We start from the raw sequence: 15656 nt of genomic DNA on the forward strand, positions 1-15656 counted from the left end.
TCCCGGACAGAATGGCCGACAGGGCGCCGGTGATCGGCGGCGTGGTCCCCGGAGGTGGCGATGCGGTACGCGGTGCTGGGCACGGGACAGGTCGGGCGCACGCTCGGCGGGCGGCTGGTGGAGCTGGGGCACGAGGTGCGGCTCGGCTCGCGCACGCGGGACACCACGGCCGCCGTGCAGTGGGCCGCCGCCGCGGGCCCGGGCGGGGACGTGGGGACGTTCGCTGAGGCGGCGGAGTTCGGAGAGGTGGTGGTGAACGCGGTCGGCGGGCGGGTGGCGCTCGCCGCGCTGGAGGCGGCCGGGGCGGAGAACCTCGACGGCAAGGTCATCGTGGACGTGTCCAACCCCCTGGCGGTCGAGGAGGGTGAGCTGCGCCTGTCCCCCGTGGAGTCGGACAGCGTGGGCGAGCAGATCCAGCGGGCGTTTCCGCACACGCGCGTGGTGAAGTCGCTCAACACGGTCAACTGCCGGGTGATGGTGGATCCGGCGAGTGTGCCGGGCGAGCACAACGTCTTCGTCTGCGGGGACGACCCGGACGCCAAGGAGCAGGTGACGGCGCTGCTCGGGGAGTTCGGCTGGCCGGCGGACCGCGTGCTCGACCTCGGCGGAATCCGGGCGGCCCGGGCCGTGGAGATGTGGCTGCCCCTGTGGGCCGGCCTGTTCGGGAAGTTCGGGCACGGCGAGTTCAACCTGGAGGTGCGGCGAGCCCGTTGAGCGGCCCGGCACCGTGAGGGCCGGCGGCACCATGCGGCCACCGCCGGGTAGCCGTTGCCGCCCGGCATCGCGAAGGCGGCGGCGCCGCGGGGCTACCGGCGGGTAGCAATTGCTGACAAGCTGTCTACAGCGTCCGTCAGCGAGTACAGCCGAGGAGCACCCCATGTCCGCCACCGTCTCCTTCAAAGTCGCCTCCGCGCAGGGCGAGCAGAGCGTGACCCTGTCCTACACGCGCCGGGGCAGCGGCCAGCCGCTCCTGCTGCTGCACGGCATCGGCCACCACCGCCAGGCCTGGGATCCGGTGCTCCCCGCGCTGGCGGCCGAGCGCGACGTGATCGCGGTGGACCTGCCCGGCTGCGGCGAGTCGCCGGCGCTCCCGGACGGCATGGCGCACGACCTGCCCACCATGAGCACGGTCCTGACCGCGTTCTTCGGTGCGCTGGAGATCGAACGGCCCCACGTGGCGGGCAACTCGCTGGGCGGCCTGCTGGCGCTGGACCTGGCCCGGGCGCGCCTCGTCCGCTCGGTCACCGCCCTGTCCCCCGCCGGGTTCTGGAACGAGGCCGAGCGCCGCTACGCCTTCACGGTGCTGGCGGCCATGCGGCAGATCGCCCGCCGGATGCCGCCCCCCGTGGTCGAGCGGCTGGCGCGCCCGGCCATCGGCCGCACTCTGCTGACGAGCACCATCTACGCCCGTCCGGGCCGCCGTTCACCCGAGGCCGTGGTCGCCGAGACGCTCGCGCTGGCCCGGGCCCAGGGGTTCTCCGAGACGCTGCGCTCCGGCCGGACCGTGCAGTTCACCGACGACATCGTGAGCACACCGGTCACCGTCGCGTGGGGCAACCGGGACCGCCTGCTCATTCCGCGCCAGGGCGTGCGCGCCAAAGGCGTCATCCCCGGGGCCCGGCTGGTGCGGCTGCCCGGCTGCGGCCACGTCCCGATGAACGACGACCCGGCGCTGGTGGCCCGGGTGGTCCTCGACGGCAGCCGCTGACCGGCCCAGGAGGAGGGCAGAACCTGCCTTAGGGTTCTGCCTCATGGGGCCAACGCCGAGCGGAGACCCGGGCGAAGGCCCGGCGTCCGCCGCCTGGGAGCTGCTGCTCCCCGCCGCTTCCGCTCCGGCACGCACGCGTGGCCGTTCCCTTCAGGCGGCGCTGCGCGAGGCGGTCCGCTCGGGCCGGCTCGCGCCGGGCACCCGGCTGCCGTCGAGCCGGGATCTCGCGGCGGACCTGGGGGTGTCGCGCGGGCTGGTCACGGAGGCCTACGAGCAGCTGACGGCCGAGGGATACCTGCGCAGCGGCCGGGGTTCGGGCACCTGGGTGGGCGCGGCGGTCCGCGCGGCGGAGCCACGGGCGCACGATCTCGCTCCGCGCTCGCCCGGCGCCCGCGCGGACTTCGTGCCCGGGACGCCGGACCTGGCGCTGTTCCCGCGCGCCGCGTGGGCCGCCGCGCACCGCGGTGTCCTGGCGGACCTGCCGCATCGAGAGCTGGGCTACCCCGACCCACGCGGGCTGCCGCGGCTGCGTACCGCGCTGGCCGAACTGCTCGCCCGGCGGCGGGGCGTGGTGGCCGACCCGGAGCGGATCGTCGTCGTCTCGGGGGTGGCCCAGGCGACCACCCTGCTCGGGTTCGCGCTGCACGGGCGCGGGATGCGCGCGGTCGGCGTGGAGGACCCGGGCAGTCCGCAGCACGACGCGCTGTACGCGTCAGCCGGGGTCGCCGTCGTGCCCCTGCCGGTGGACGACGAGGGCGTGGCCCCGGAGCCACTGCGGGCTTCGGGCGTCCGGGCCGTGGTGACGACTCCGGCCCACCAGTTCCCCACCGGCATCGCCTACTCGGCCCGGCGTCGCACCGAGCTGCTGGACTGGGCGCGGTCGGTGGACGGCATCGTTCTGGAGGACGACTACGACGGTGACTTCCGGTACGACCGTGCGCCGGTCGGCGCGCTCCAGGGCCTCGACCCGGACCACGTGGCCTACACGGGCTCGGTCAGCAAGTCCCTCGTGCCGGGCCTGCGGCTGGGCTGGCTGCTGGTGCCGGAGTCCTGGTCGGCGGAGGTCGTCGAACGCAAGCGCACCATGGATCTCGGCCACCCGTCCCTCGACCAGGCCCTGTTCGCCCGCTTCCTGGAGCGCGGTGACTACGACCGTCAGCTGCGCCGCTGCCAGCGCGCCTACCGCGACCGGCGCGACGCGCTGGTCGCCGCCCTGGACGCGCACTTCCCCGGTGCGCAGGTGTCCGGGATCGCCGCCGGCCTCCATGTGATCGCCACACTGCCGCGGCGGTACGGGCCCGAGGAGCGGTTCCTCGCGCGGGTGGCGGCGGCAGGGGTGGCGGTGCGCCCCCTGTCGGCCTACGCCCACACGCCGGCCGCGCCCGAGGGGTCCGAAGGGGTTCGGCTCGTCCTGGGCTACGCCCATGTGCCGCCCGCCCGGATCGCCGCGGGTGTGCGCCTGATGGCCGAGGCCGCGACCGGGTGAGCCGACCGGTTCGCGGGTTCCCTCACCCTGCGGTCAGTTGTTCACTTGGGGTTCGTGTGTGCGCTGCGACGTCCCAGTAGTTGTGGCTCTGCACACTTGGCCGGATCCCGTCCCTGGAGGCGCATCCATGTCACACCGTCCGTTGCCCGGGCGCCGTAGCGTCCTGCGTGGTTCCCTCGCGGCGTCGGCCGCCCTGTCCCTGCCCACGGCTCTCGGTGCGGCACCCGCGTTCGCGCGCTCCGGGCGCCCGACGGCGGGGTGGGGCGTGCAGGCGGGAGACGTGACCTGCGACTCCGGTCTTGTGTGGGTGCGCTCCGACCGGCCCGCCCGGATGATCGTGGAGACCTCGGCGACCGAGTCGTTCCGCAACCCGCGCCGGTGGCACGGCCCGCTGCTGGGCCCGAGCAGCGACTTCACCGGCACGACCCGCCTGCGCGGCCTGCCCGCCGGTGAGCAGATCCACTACCGCGTACTGCTCGCCGACCCGGACGACCCGCGCCGCACGGGAGAGCCGGTGACCGGCACCTTCCGCACGGCGTCCGCCAAGCGCCGCGACGGTGTGCGGTTCGTCTGGTCCGGCGACCTGGCCGGACAGGGCTGGGGCATCAACCCGGAGTTCGGCGGCTACCGCATCTACGACGCCATGGGCGCCCTCGACCCGGACTTCTTCCTGTGCAGCGGCGACAACATCTACGCCGACGGCCCGATCACCGAAACCGTGGCCCTGCCCGACGGCCGCACCTGGCGGAACATCACGACCGAGGAGAAGGCGAAGGTCGCCGAGACCCTCGCGGAGTTCCGCGGCAACTTCCGCTACAACCTGCTCGACGAGAACCTGCGGGCCTTCAATGCCCGGGTCCCGTCCATCGTCCAGTGGGACGACCACGAAGTCACCAACAACTGGTACCCGGGCGAGATCCTCACGGACGCCCGCTACGCCGAGAAGCGCGTCGACGTGCTCGCCGCCCGCGCCCGCCAGGCCTTCTCCGAGTACTTCCCCATCTCCACGGTGCGCCGCCCCGGCGGCCGGGTCTACCGCGTGCAGCGCCACGGCCCGCTGCTGGACGTGTTCGTCCTGGACATGCGCACCTACCGCAACGCGAACTCGCCGGACGACCAGCCCACCGACCCGCAGGGCATCCTCGGCCGGGAGCAACTGGACTGGCTCAAGCGCGAGCTGTCCCGCTCCCGGGCGGTGTGGAAGGTGATCGCCTCCGACATGCCGATCGGCCTCGTCGTCCCGGACGGCACGAACATCGAGGCCGTCGCACAGGGCGACCCGGGCAAGCCGCTCGGCCGCGAACTGCAGATCGCCGAACTGCTGCGGTTCGTCAAGCACCGGCGGATCACGGGCACGGTGTGGCTGACGGCCGATGTGCACCACACCTCGGCGCAGCACTACCTGCCGTCGAAGGCCGCCTTCACCGACTTCGAGCCGTTCTGGGAGTTCGTCTCGGGCCCCCTCAACGCCGGTGCCTTCCCGGCGAACGCGCTCGACGGCACCTTCGGCCCGGACCGCGTGTTCGTGAAGGCACCGACGACCGCCAACGTCTCCCCCGCCGGCGGCTTCCAGTTCTTCGGCGAAGTCGACATCGACGGCCACAGCGGAGAGCTGACGGTACGTCTGCGGGAGCAGGACGGCACGGTGCTGTTCACTCAGACGCTCCAGCCGGGCCTGGTCGGCCAATAGGCACGGAACGCACCGTTTGAAGCATGGACGAAAGGGGAAAACTGGCCTCTTTACCCGCCGGTCACAATGCGTTCGCGATCACGCAACACCGTTCCGTCACAGTGGGTGCATGACGCGAGAAGTGACTCACCGGACACAGCCCGACGACAACTGCCGCCCCGCCACCTCGTGGCGGCGGGCCACAGCGGCGTTCCACGCCTGGCGGACACGGCGCCAGGAACACGCGCCGCCGACGAGTGATACCGGGTCCCCGGCACCGGAAGCGGTGCCGGGGGCGAACACCCTGTGGCGGATGCGGACCACGGTTCAGGACGAGCCGGGGTCGCTGGCGGCGCTGTGCGGCGCCCTGGCCGGGCAGCGTGTCGACATCCTCAGCCTGCAGACGCACCCGCTGGCGCAGGGCACGGTCGACGAGTTCCTGCTGCGGGGCCCAGCCACCCTGCCGGCGTCCGCGATCACCACGGCCGTCGAGTCGGCCGGTGGCGCCGACACCTGGATCGAGCGGGCCGACGCCCACGACCTCGTGGACGCGCCGACCCGGGTCCTCGGCCTCGCCGCCCGCACGGCCCTGGACGCGGCGGAACTGCCGCTGGCCCTGCGGCAGTTGCTGGGGCGGTGCACGATCCGGTCCCAGCCGGCGGCGGCAGGTGGCGGCCGGGCGCCGGGCGGACTTCCGGTGGAGGGGGCCCTCGGCGACACGGTGATGCGGCTGCGCGCCCCGGAAGGCGGAGTGATCACCGTGGAGCGGCCGTACCTGCCGTTCACCCCGACCGAGTTCGCCCGGGCCAGGGCTCTGGTGGAACTGGACGCCCGGCTCGGACCGCGCCTGCCGCACGGACGGGACGTGCTCACGCTCGCCGAGGGCAGCGACATCACCGTGCGGCGGGCCGACACCCGTGACCTCGAAGCGGCCAGGGCGATGCACGAGCGGTGCTCAGACCGCACGCTGAAGCTGCGCTACCACGGGCCGGTCGGTGACGCCGACCGGTATCTCAACCACCTGCTCAGCCCGCGCTACGGCCGCACGCTCGCCGTGCAGACGGCCTCCGGGCGGATCGTCGGGCTCGGTCACCTCCTGTGGGACGGCGACGAGACGGAGGTCGCGCTGCTTGTCGAGGACGCGTGGCAGCGGCGGGGGGTCGGGGCGGAGTTGCTGCGCAGGCTGGTCGGGTTGGCCGTCGATGCCGGGTGCTCGAGTGTGTACGCCGTGACGCAGGCGTCCAACACGGGGATGGTCGCGGCGATGCGGGGGCTCGGGCTTCCTCTCGACTATCAGGTCGAGGAAGGGACGCTGGTCATCACGGCGAGGCTGGGTGAGCCCGTCGCCTCGACCACGGGTGAGCTGGGGAGTGCCTCAGCGCCGTAGGGGCGCACGTCCGTCTGCGAGTGCGGGTTCGTTGTGGTGGGTCGCGCAGTTCCCCGCGCCCCTTTCGGGGCGCCCGAGCGCCTGGTCGAGGTCCGACCACAGGTCCTCGACGTCCTCCAGGCCCACCGACATGCGCAGGAGCTGGTCGCTCACTCCGGCTCCCCTGCGGTCGTCCGCGTCGACGATGCGGTGGCTGATGGACGCCGGGTGCTGGATGAGGGTGTCGACGCTGCCGAGGCTGACGGCCGGGGTGATCAGGCGGACGCCGGCAATGACCTCGTGCGGGTCGCCGTACACCTCGAAGGCGACCATGGCGCCGCCGATGCGCGGGTAGTGCACACGCGCCACCCGCGGGTCGGCGGCGAGGCGGCGGGCCAGGTCGGCCGCCGTGGCGGAGGCCGCCCGGACCCGGACGGGCAGGGTGGACAGACCGCGCAGCAGCAGGTAACCGGCCAGCGGGTGCAGGACGCCGCCCGTGGCGAAGCGCACCTGGCGCAGCCGGCCCGCGAGTTCCTCGTCGCAGGCGACCACGCCCGCCAGGACGTCGCCGTGGCCGCCGAGGTACTTGGTGGCGCTGTGCAGCACCAGCCGCGCGCCCTGCTCGGCGGGGCGCTGGAGGACGGGTGTGGCGAAGGTGTTGTCCACGAGCAGCGGCACCGAGCCGCAGGCGTGCGCGACGGCTCGCAGGTCGACCTCGGCGAGGGTGGGGTTGGCCGGTGACTCGACGATGACCAGGCCGGTGTCCGGGCGCAGCGCGTCGGCGACACCCGCGGGGCCGGTCCAGGTCACCTCCGAGCCCAGCAGCCCGGCGGTCAGCAGGTGGTCGCTGCAACCGTAGAGGGGGCGCACGGCGACGACGTGCCGCAGGCCCATCGAGCCGCGGACGAGGAGGACGGCGCTGAGCGCCGCCATGCCGCTGGCGAACGCCACCGCCGCCTCGGTGCCTTCGAGACGGGCCAGGGCCGTCTCGAAGCGGGCGACGGTCGGGTTGCCCAGCCGCCCGTAGACGGGCGGGCCGTCCGGCTCGGCGCCGGTGGTGGCGAACGCGTCGATGCGGGCCGCCTCGCCGCGGCTGTCGTACGACGGGTAAGTGGTGGACAGGTCGATCGGCGGGGCGTGCAGACCCTGCCGGGCGAGGTCGTCCCGCCCGGCGTGCACGGCCTCGGTGGCGAGGGCTCGCGGTGCGGTGCGGACGCCGTCGTGGGCGCGCGTTGTCGTTGTGTCCATGTCCATGGTCGGCAAGGGTGAACATCGACCGGGCTGCCGGATGAGAATCCCGTGCTACGTTCGGCCGATGGCTGAATCTGTCGTACTGGATCCGGTGGATCTCCATTTGCTGCGGCTGTTGCAGAACGACGCCCGGGCGACGTACCGGGATCTCGCCGCGCAGGTCGGGGTGGCGCCGTCGACCTGTCTGGACCGGGTGACACGGCTGCGCCGCTCGGGCGTGATCCTCGGGCACCGGCTGGAGCTGGATCCGGCCAAGCTGGGGCGCGGACTCGAAGCCCTGCTGTCGGTGCAGGTCAGGCCGCACCGACGGGAGCTGGTGGGGCCGTTCGTGGAACGGATCCGGGCCCTGCCGGAGTCGCGGACGGTCTTCCACCTGACCGGCCCGGACGACTATCTGGTCCATGTCGCGGTTGCCGACATGGCCGATCTTCAGCGGCTGGTGCTGGACGAGTTCACGTCGCAACGGGAGGTGGCGCGGGTGGAGACCCGGCTGATCTTCCAGCAGTGGGAGTGCGGGCCGCTGCTGCCGCCTTCGCCCTCGGCTCAATACGCGTGACGTGTGGGGTCCGTCGTACGAGGATGGCCGCATGTCTGAGATCAAGAGCCAGCTGCCCCGCGAGGTCGCCGACGCGTACGTCGACGAGCTCGTCGCCCTCGACCCGATCACCGGCACCTTCCTCGGCGACAAGGAGAGTTCGAGCAGGCTGCCCGACACCTCGCCCGCGGGCCAGGAGGCACTCGCGGAGCTGGCACGCCGGACGCTGGCCCGGCTGGACGAGGCCGAGCGGCTGCCCGGCGCGGACAGCGACATCGAGCGCCGGTGCGCGCGGCTCCTGCGCGAGCGGCTGGGCGCCGAACTGGCGGTACACGAGGCCGACGAGAGCCTGCGGTCCGTCAGCAACCTGAGCTCCATCGCCCACGCGGTGCGGCAGGTGTTCACCGTGACGCCGGCGCAGTCGGAGGAGGACTGGACGGCGATCGCCGAGCGGCTGCGCGGCGTCCCGGCCGCGCTGGAGGGCTACCGGGAGTCCCTGGCGCTCGGTCTTGAGCGGAAGCTCTACGGCGGGCCGCGGGCCACGGCCACGTTCGTGCAGCAGCTGGGCGAGTGGGCCGACGCGGACGGCGAGGGCCACGGCTGGTTCGAGCAGTACGCGGCGGCCGGCCCCGAGGCGCTGCGGTCCGAGCTGGACGCCGCCGCCCGCTCGGCCACCGAGGCCGTCGTCCGGCTGCGCGACTGGATGCGGGACGTGTACGCCCCGGCGATCGAGGGCGCGCCGGACGTGGTGGGCCGGGAGCGGTACGCGCGCTGGGTGCGCTACTTCAACGGCACGGACCTCGACCTGGACGAGGCGTACGCCTACGGCTGGTCCGAGTACCACCGCCTCCTCGGCGAGATGAAGGCCGAGGCCGAGAAGATCCTGCCCGGGGCCGGCACCCCGTGGGAGGCGCTGGCCCACCTCGACGCGCAGGGCACGCACATCGAGGGCGTCGACGAGGTCCGCGACTGGCTGCAGAGCCTCATGGACGAGGCGATGGACGCCCTCGACGGCACCCACTTCGACCTGGCCGAGCGGGTGCGCCGGGTGGAGTCCCGCATCGCCCCTCCGGGCAGTGCCGCGGCTCCCTACTACACGCCCCCGTCGGACGACTTCTCGCGCCCGGGCTGCACCTGGCTGCCCACCATGGGCGAGACGCGCTTCCCGGTCTACGACCTGGTGTCGACCTGGTACCACGAGGGCGTGCCCGGCCACCACCTCCAGCTGGCCCAGTGGAAGCACGTGGCGCAGAACCTCTCCCGCTACCAGGCGAGCGTCGGCATGGTCAGCGCCAACGCCGAGGGCTGGGCCCTGTACGCGGAGCGGCTGATGGACGAACTGGGCTTCCTGACCGACCCGGAGCGGCGGCTCGGCTATCTGGACGCCCAGATGATGCGGGCGGTGCGCGTCATCATCGACATCGGCATGCACCTGGAGCTGACGATCCCGGACGACTCGCCCTTCCACCCCGGCGAGCGCTGGACGGCCGAGCTGGCGCAGGAGTTCTTCGGCTCGCACAGCAGCCGGCCGGCGGACTTCGTGGAGAGCGAGCTGACCCGCTACCTGTCCATGCCGGGCCAGGCCATCGGCTACAAGCTCGGCGAACGGGCCTGGCTGCTGGGCCGCGAGAACGCCCGTGCCCGGCACGGCGACGCCTTCGACCCGAAGGCGTGGCACATGGCCGCCCTGTCCCAGGGGTCGCTCGGCCTGGACGACCTGGTGGACGAACTGTCACAGCTGTAGGCGAGGCGCAGCCTAGGCTGCGTCGGCGGGGCGCCGGTGTCGCGGAGCCAGGATGCAGGCGCTCTGCGAGGCGTCGCCACCGCGGCGCCAGGAGCCAGACGCGTCCGCGGGGGCGTCGCTACCGCGGCGCCAGGAGGCGCAGCTCGATCAGGTCCAGCCAGGTCTCCGGGCCCGGCTGGACCCGTGCCGCGCGGACCGCGTATCTGCCGGGTTCCAGGGCCACCCGGACCTGGTCGGTGTCCGCGAGGCCCGTCCCGGGCCAGGCCGCGTCGAAGAGGCGGACGGGCCCGGGCACCTTCCAGGTCGTCTCCGGCCCCCACTCCGCCGCGGCGGTCGCCGACGGGACACTCGCCAGCAGTTCGTGCTCGGAGTCGGCGGCGCACCACCGGACGAACATGCCCCGGTCGGGCAGGTAGGCGGTCGAGGCGGGCTCGTCACCCAGGACCAGCGCGGTGCAGTCGCCGACCGGGAGGAGGCCGACGTCGCCGTCCACCTCGCAGGCCCGGTCGTAGTCCGAGGCCGTCTCCTCGCCGTCGGCGCCCGCCCAGAACGGCAGGACGGTCTCCGGTACCGCAATCAGCGGCCCGCCGCCCGACTCCACCCATTCCACTGCGCCCGGCTCCGCGTATCGCACCATGGCGCAAGAACCTACAGGGTCAACTCGCGGCAAAAGATCGGGGGTTCAGCAGCCGCAGTCAGCGGCGTCCACGGGTGCCGTCAGCGGGTCCGGGGCCCGGCGCTCGCGCCCCTGCCAGGTCTCGAACGCCAGGCCCTCGCGGACCCAGTACTCGAAGCCGCCGAGCATCTCCTTGACCCGGTAACCGAGTTCGGCGAGGGCGAGGGCCGCGCGGGCGGCGCCGTTGCAGCCGGGGCCCCAGCAGTACGTCACGACCGGCACCGACCGGTCCAGGAGGTGCCCGGCCTGCTCGGGCACGAGCGCGGTCGGCAGGTGGAGCGCGCCGGGGATGTGGCCCTGGTCCCAGGCCTCGGTGGAGCGCGAGTCGACGAGGACGAACCCGGGGTCGCCACCGGCGCCGAGTGCGGCGGCGACGTCGGACACGTCGGTGTGGAAGGCGAGACCGGCACGGAAGTGGGAGGCGGCCTCGGCGGGAGCGGCGGGGGCGACGCGCAGGACGGGGTTCACGGTGGTGGTCATGGGAGAGAAGCTACGGGCGCCGGCCTCCTCCCTGAAGTGACGATCCCCGGTGCTCCGCTTGATCCGCCGGGGATTCCCCTGCTATTCCTCGGGCATGACCGAGTATTCCCCGGACGCCACCGACTGGCGCATCCTGGACGTCCTCCAGAGGGAGGGCCGGGCCAGTTTCGCCGAGCTGGCCCGTGCGGTGTCCATGTCCGCGAGCGCGGTCACCGAGCGGGTGCGCCGCATGGAGGAGGCCGGGGTCATCCGGGGCTACGCGGCGGTGGTGGATCCGGAGCGGCTGGGCCTGCCGATCCTGGCGTTCGTGCGCCTGCGCTATCCGAACGGCAACTACAAGCCCTTCCACGACCTCGTCGCCGTCACGCCCGAGATCCTGGAGGCGCACCACGTCACGGGCGACGACTGTTTCGTCATCAAGGTCACGGCCCGCTCCATGCGCCACCTGGAGGAGGTGTCGGGGAAGATCGGGACGCTGGGCTCGGTGACGACGAGCGTGGTGTACTCCTCGCCCCTCCCCCGGCGTCCCCTGGGCCGCTGACCTCAGACGCCGCGCTGCCGCAGTGCCGACCCGGACCGGCCCTTGACGACCTCCAGCTGGGCGTGGATCCGCCGCCGCAGGTCGGGGACGTGGCTGACGATGCCGACGCTGCGGTCGCGTTCGCGCAGGGAGTCGAGGACGTCGAGAACCTCGTCGAGGGTCTGGTCGTCTAGGCTGCCGAACCCCTCGTCGATGAAGAGGGTGTCCAACCGCACCCCGCCCGCCTCGTCCGTGACGACGTCCGCCAGGCCGAGGGCCAGGGCCAGCGAGGCGAAGAACGTCTCGCCGCCCGAGAGCGTCGCCGTGTCGCGTTCGCGGCCGGTCCAGGCGTCGACGACGTGCAGTCCGAGCCCGCTGCGGCCGCGTCCGGTGCGGTCGTCGGAGTGGACGAGGGTGTAGCGGCCGGACGACATGCGGCGCAGCCGTACGGTCGCGGCGGCGGCGACCTGCTCCAGCCGGGCCGCCAGGACGTACGACTCCAGGCGCATCCGGCGTTCGTTGTCCGCCGAGGTGCCTGCGGCGAGACCGGCCATCCGGGCGACGCGGTCGTACTCCTCGCGCAGCGGCGCCAGCCGGCGCACGGAGACGGCCGCCCGGGCGGACAGCCGGTCGAGTTCGGCGCAGCGCCGGCGGGCGGCGTCGTGGGCGGAGGCGGCGGCGCGCAGCCGCCGGTCCGCCTCGCCGGCCGTCCGCTGCGCCGCGTCCGGGTCGGCCCGTGGCTCGCGGGCCGCGGCGGCCGTGTCGGCCTCGGCGAGGACGGCCCGGACGGCGGCCTCCTCGTGCTGCCAGGCGTCCAGGCGGCGTTGCAGCTCACGGTGGGCGGCGGGGTCGAGGAGGGCGGCGGCCGCGGCCTGCGGCGTCTCGAAGCCGGCCCGGAAGGCGGCGTCGGCGAGCCGGGCGTCGGCGTCCTTGAGCCGCTGGGCGCTGTCGTCGGCGGCCCGGGCGGCGTCGGCGGCGTCCGTGAGCAGCGCGGTCCGCCGCTCCAGCTGTGCGGCCCGGGCGGCGACACTGTCCAGGGAACCCCGTGCCCGCTCCAGCTCCTCCTCCAGAGCGGCCCGTTCGCGGTCCAGCCGCTCCCGGTGACCGACCCGGGACGCGGTCCGTACGGCGGCCTCCTGCCGGGCGGCGAGGCGCCGATCGTGTTCGTGCCCGGCCTGCCGCAGGCGCTCCTGCGCGGCGTGCAGTTCGGCTGCCGCTCCGCGGGCCCGCGTGTACCGCTCTTCCAACTCCTGCAGTTCCTGGGCGAGTTGGGCGGCAGGGGTGTCACCGGCCTCCGCGCTCGCGGCGGCCAGTGCCTCCCGCGCGACCCCGAGGCGCCGCTCGTCCTCGGTGCGCTGTTCGTCGGCGCGCTGGTAGGCGGTGAGGGCGTGCTCCTCCGCCTCGCGGTCGACGTGCCCGGCGGCCTTGCGGGCGGGGGCGGGGTGTTCGGTGGCCCCGCAGACGGCGCACGGTTCGCCGTCGGTGAGGTGCGCGGCGAGTTCGGCGGCGATGCCGTTCAGGCGCTGTTCCTTGAGGTCGAGCCAGTGCTGCTTGGCCCGCAGTGCCGTGTCCTGTGCGCTGCGGACCCGTTCGACCGCCCGGTCCGTGTCCTGGGCGAGCTGGTCGCGCAGGCGGGCCGCCCGCAGCCGCTGCCGTGCGGGATCGCGCCGTTCGGCGAGCTGCTCGGCGAGGGCGGCGTCCTTCTGGGCGGAGTCGATCCGCGCCTGGAGTGCGGTGCGCGTCTCCTCCCAGCCGTCGAGCCAGGCTTCCGCCTCCTGCAGGAGGTCGGCGTCGGCGTGCTCCTGGCGGTCCAGGCCGGAGCGCTCGTCGAGGAGTTCGGCCAGCCGCCGCTCGGCGCGGCGGGCCGAGTCGAGTCCGCCGAGTTCCTCGGCGGTCCGGCGGGCGGCGGAGGCGAGCCCGGCCGCGCCCGCGTCGGCGAAGGCCTCCGGCAGCAGGGCACGCGCGCGGGCCTCGGCGGCGGCTGCCCGGCGGTGTTCGGCTTCGGAGGATTCCCGCAGGTCCAGGGCGGGGGCGACCGCTTCGGCCTTGCGGGCCCGCTCCATGAGCGCCTGCGCCTCCCGGTAGGCCTCGGCTCCCTGCTCCAGGCTCGCCGCCCGTTCCCGTGCCTGGGCGAACCGCCGCTGGAGGCGGTCCCGTTCCCGGGCGTCGTCCAGGGCACGGGCGGCGGCGGCCTGCGCGGACTCGGCGGCGGTGAGGGTGCACGCGGCGACGGTGAGCTGCTCGCGGGCGGTGCTGCGGGCGACGGCGGCCGCGCTCAGGACGGCCTCGGCCAGTCCCGGTTCGCCCGGAGCGAGCGTCGGCAGCTCCATCGCGTCGCCCGCGGCCTGCTGCATGCGGTGGGCGTCGGCCAGCAGTTCCGCGTCCCCGTCGCGCACCTGGGCCTCGGTGGCGCGGCGGCGCTCGGCGAGGCGCTTCTCGACGTCGGCGAAGCGGCGGGTGTCGAACAGGCGGCCCAGCAGCTTGCCGCGGGCCTCGGCGTCGGCGCGCAGGAACCGGGCGAAGTCGCCCTGCGGCAGCAGCACGACCTGGCAGAACTGCTCCCGGCTCATGCCGAGGAGCTGGGTGATCTCCTCACCGATCTCCTGGTGGGAGCGGCTGAGGTCCTTCCAGGCCCCGGCCGTCGCGTCGTACTCGCGCAGCCAGGTCTGGGCCTTGTCCAGGGTGGTGCCGGTGCCGCGCTTCTTGGGGCGCTCCCAGGGCGGCTGACGGGTGATCTCCAGGCGGCGTCCGGCGACGGTGAGGTCGAGGGTGACCTCGGTGCGGGTCGCGGGGGCGGCGTGGTCGCTGCGCAGGGTCGTGCCCTGCCCGCCGCCCTGCCGGGCGCCCGGCACCGAGCCGTAGAGGGCGTAGCAGACGGCGTCGAGGACGGATGTCTTGCCCGCGCCCGTGGGCCCGTGCAGCAGGAACAGCCCGGCGCTGGAGAGCTCGTCGAAGTCGACGGTCTGGGTGCCCCCGAAGGGCCCGAAGGCGGTGACCACGAGCCGGTGGAGCCTCACCGGGCCACCTCCCGTACGGTCTCGTCGGCCCGCACGGCGTCGAACGCGTCCCGCAGCACGCCCTGTTCGTGCGGGTCGGGGCCGGCGCCGCGCACATGGGCGACGAAGTCCTCGGCGATCTCCTGGTCGCTGCGGCCGGCGAGGCGCCGGGCGTACGACACCTCGGACTCGTCCTCGTCGCGGTCGGGGTCGAAGACGAGGCTGAGCGTGTGCGGGAAGCGGGCGGTGAGCCGGGCCATCGGGTCGGCCGGACGGACGGGGTCGGTGAGGGTGGCCTCGACCCACGCCTCCTCGTGTGGGGTCAGTTCGGGATCGGCGAGGAGGCCCTCCAGCGTGCCGCGGATCCGGGCCAGGGCGCGGGGCACCGGGCAGTCGACGCGCTCGGCGTCGACGGAGCCGTCCGCGGCCAGGTCGACCAGCCACATGCTCTTGCGGTGGGCGGCCTCCGAGAAGGAGTAGGGCAGCGGGGAGCCGGAGTAGCGGACGCGGTCGGTGAGGGTCTGGCAGCCGTGCAGGTGCCCGAGCGCCACGTAGTCGACGCCGTCGAACACCCCGGCCGGTACCGCGGCGACGCCGCCGACGGTGATGTCCCGCTCGCTGTCGCTGGGTTCGCCGCCGGTGACGAAGGCGTGCGCGAGGACGACGGAGCGGGTACCGGCCGGGCGGGCGGCGAGGTCGGCGCGGACCCGGTCCATGGCGGCGGCGAGCACGGCTTCGTGTCCGGCCTTCTCCACACCGAACGCGTCCTTCACCAGGGCCGGTTCGAGGTAGGGCAGCCCGTAGAAGGCGACCTCCCCGTCGGCGTCGGAGAGCACCACGGGGGTGTCGGCCGCCGACGGCTCGGTCCGCAGATGGATGCCGGCCCGCCCGATCAGCCCGGCGCCGACGCCCAGCCGGCGGGCCGAGTCGTGGTTCCCGGAGATCATCACCGTGGGCACGCCGAGAGCGGCGAGGCGGTGCAGGGCGTCGTCGAACAGCTCGACCGCGGCGAGCGGCGGCACGGCACGGTCGTAGACGTCTCCCGACACGACGACCGCGTCCACGGCCCGCTCCCGCACGGTCGTGACGAGGTGGCCGATGAACTCGGCCTGGGCGCCGAGCATGTTCACCCGGTGGAAGGCCCGTCCGAGATGCCAGTCGGAGGTGTGCAGCAGCCTCAAGACGCCGCCCCGGCCTGCATGGCTCCCCCTGCTGTCGTTCTCCA

At 74.1% G+C, this 15656-nt stretch carries 13 protein-coding genes; 8 read left to right on the forward strand and 5 right to left on the reverse strand.

From position 1 onward, the window contains the following. Positions 1 to 60: 60 nt before the first annotated feature. The 5 genes from OO68_RS07215 (at position 61) to OO68_RS07235 (ending at position 6250) form a co-directional block, all read left to right on the forward strand. Positions 61 to 714, forward strand: coding sequence for an NADPH-dependent F420 reductase (locus OO68_RS07215; protein ID WP_033307283.1), 654 nt, complete (start codon positions 61 to 63; stop codon positions 712 to 714). A 163-nt stretch (positions 715 to 877) separates the two neighbouring features. Continuing rightward, entirely contained in the window at positions 878 to 1708 is an 831-nt protein-coding gene (locus OO68_RS07220) for an alpha/beta fold hydrolase (protein WP_033307284.1), read from the forward strand. Between the two features lie 43 nt (positions 1709 to 1751). Then, positions 1752 to 3194, forward strand: a complete 1443-nt coding sequence (pdxR, locus tag OO68_RS07225) for a MocR-like pyridoxine biosynthesis transcription factor PdxR (RefSeq protein WP_033307285.1) — start codon at positions 1752 to 1754, stop codon at positions 3192 to 3194. A 127-nt stretch (positions 3195 to 3321) separates the two neighbouring features. Next, positions 3322 to 4884, forward strand: coding sequence for an alkaline phosphatase D family protein (locus OO68_RS07230; protein WP_033307286.1), 1563 nt, complete (start codon positions 3322 to 3324; stop codon positions 4882 to 4884). Between the two features lie 109 nt (positions 4885 to 4993). Next, positions 4994 to 6250 carry a GNAT family N-acetyltransferase gene (locus OO68_RS07235; RefSeq protein ID WP_033307287.1) on the forward strand — a complete coding sequence of 419 codons (1257 nt, stop codon included), beginning with the start codon at positions 4994 to 4996 and terminating at the stop codon, positions 6248 to 6250. On the opposite strand, the gene OO68_RS07240 is transcribed toward OO68_RS07235, so the two are convergent. Beyond that, positions 6239 to 7477, reverse strand: coding sequence for a trans-sulfuration enzyme family protein (locus tag OO68_RS07240; RefSeq protein ID WP_033307529.1), 1239 nt, complete (start codon positions 7475 to 7477; stop codon positions 6239 to 6241). The two genes, OO68_RS07235 and OO68_RS07240, sit on opposite strands and share 12 nt — an antisense overlap. Before the next feature lie 67 nt (positions 7478 to 7544). Between OO68_RS07240 and OO68_RS07245 the strand changes: the two genes are divergently transcribed. Next, a complete protein-coding gene (locus OO68_RS07245) occupies positions 7545 to 8036 on the forward strand; it encodes an Lrp/AsnC family transcriptional regulator (protein WP_033307288.1) in 492 nt (163 codons plus the stop codon). 31 nt (positions 8037 to 8067) lie between these two features. After that, positions 8068 to 9759: a DUF885 domain-containing protein gene (locus OO68_RS07250; protein WP_033307289.1), complete on the forward strand. Its 1692-nt coding sequence runs from the start codon at positions 8068 to 8070 to the stop codon at positions 9757 to 9759. 118 nt (positions 9760 to 9877) lie between these two features. Here the strand turns inward: OO68_RS07250 and OO68_RS07255 are convergent, their stop codons facing one another. After that, complete coding sequence (locus OO68_RS07255; protein ID WP_033307290.1) at positions 9878 to 10396, reverse strand: immunity 21 family protein; 519 nt, start codon at positions 10394 to 10396, stop codon at positions 9878 to 9880. Between the two features lie 45 nt (positions 10397 to 10441). Beyond that, entirely contained in the window at positions 10442 to 10915 is a 474-nt protein-coding gene (locus OO68_RS07260) for a rhodanese-like domain-containing protein (protein ID WP_033307291.1), read from the reverse strand. 94 nt (positions 10916 to 11009) lie between these two features. Between OO68_RS07260 and OO68_RS07265 the strand changes: the two genes are divergently transcribed. Continuing rightward, positions 11010 to 11456: an Lrp/AsnC family transcriptional regulator gene (locus tag OO68_RS07265; RefSeq protein WP_033307292.1), complete on the forward strand. Its 447-nt coding sequence runs from the start codon at positions 11010 to 11012 to the stop codon at positions 11454 to 11456. 2 nt (positions 11457 to 11458) lie between these two features. On the opposite strand, the gene OO68_RS07270 is transcribed toward OO68_RS07265, so the two are convergent. Beyond that, a complete protein-coding gene (locus OO68_RS07270; protein WP_033307293.1) occupies positions 11459 to 14452 on the reverse strand; it encodes an AAA family ATPase in 2994 nt (997 codons plus the stop codon). Further along, a complete protein-coding gene (locus tag OO68_RS07275) occupies positions 14449 to 15612 on the reverse strand; it encodes an exonuclease SbcCD subunit D (RefSeq protein WP_033307294.1) in 1164 nt (387 codons plus the stop codon). Before OO68_RS07275 ends, OO68_RS07270 begins: the two co-directional genes overlap by 4 nt. Positions 15613 to 15656: the final 44 nt, after the last annotated feature.

The organism is Streptomyces iakyrus, assembly GCF_000717055.1.
Classification (GTDB): Bacteria; Actinomycetota; Actinomycetes; order Streptomycetales; family Streptomycetaceae; genus Streptomyces; species Streptomyces iakyrus.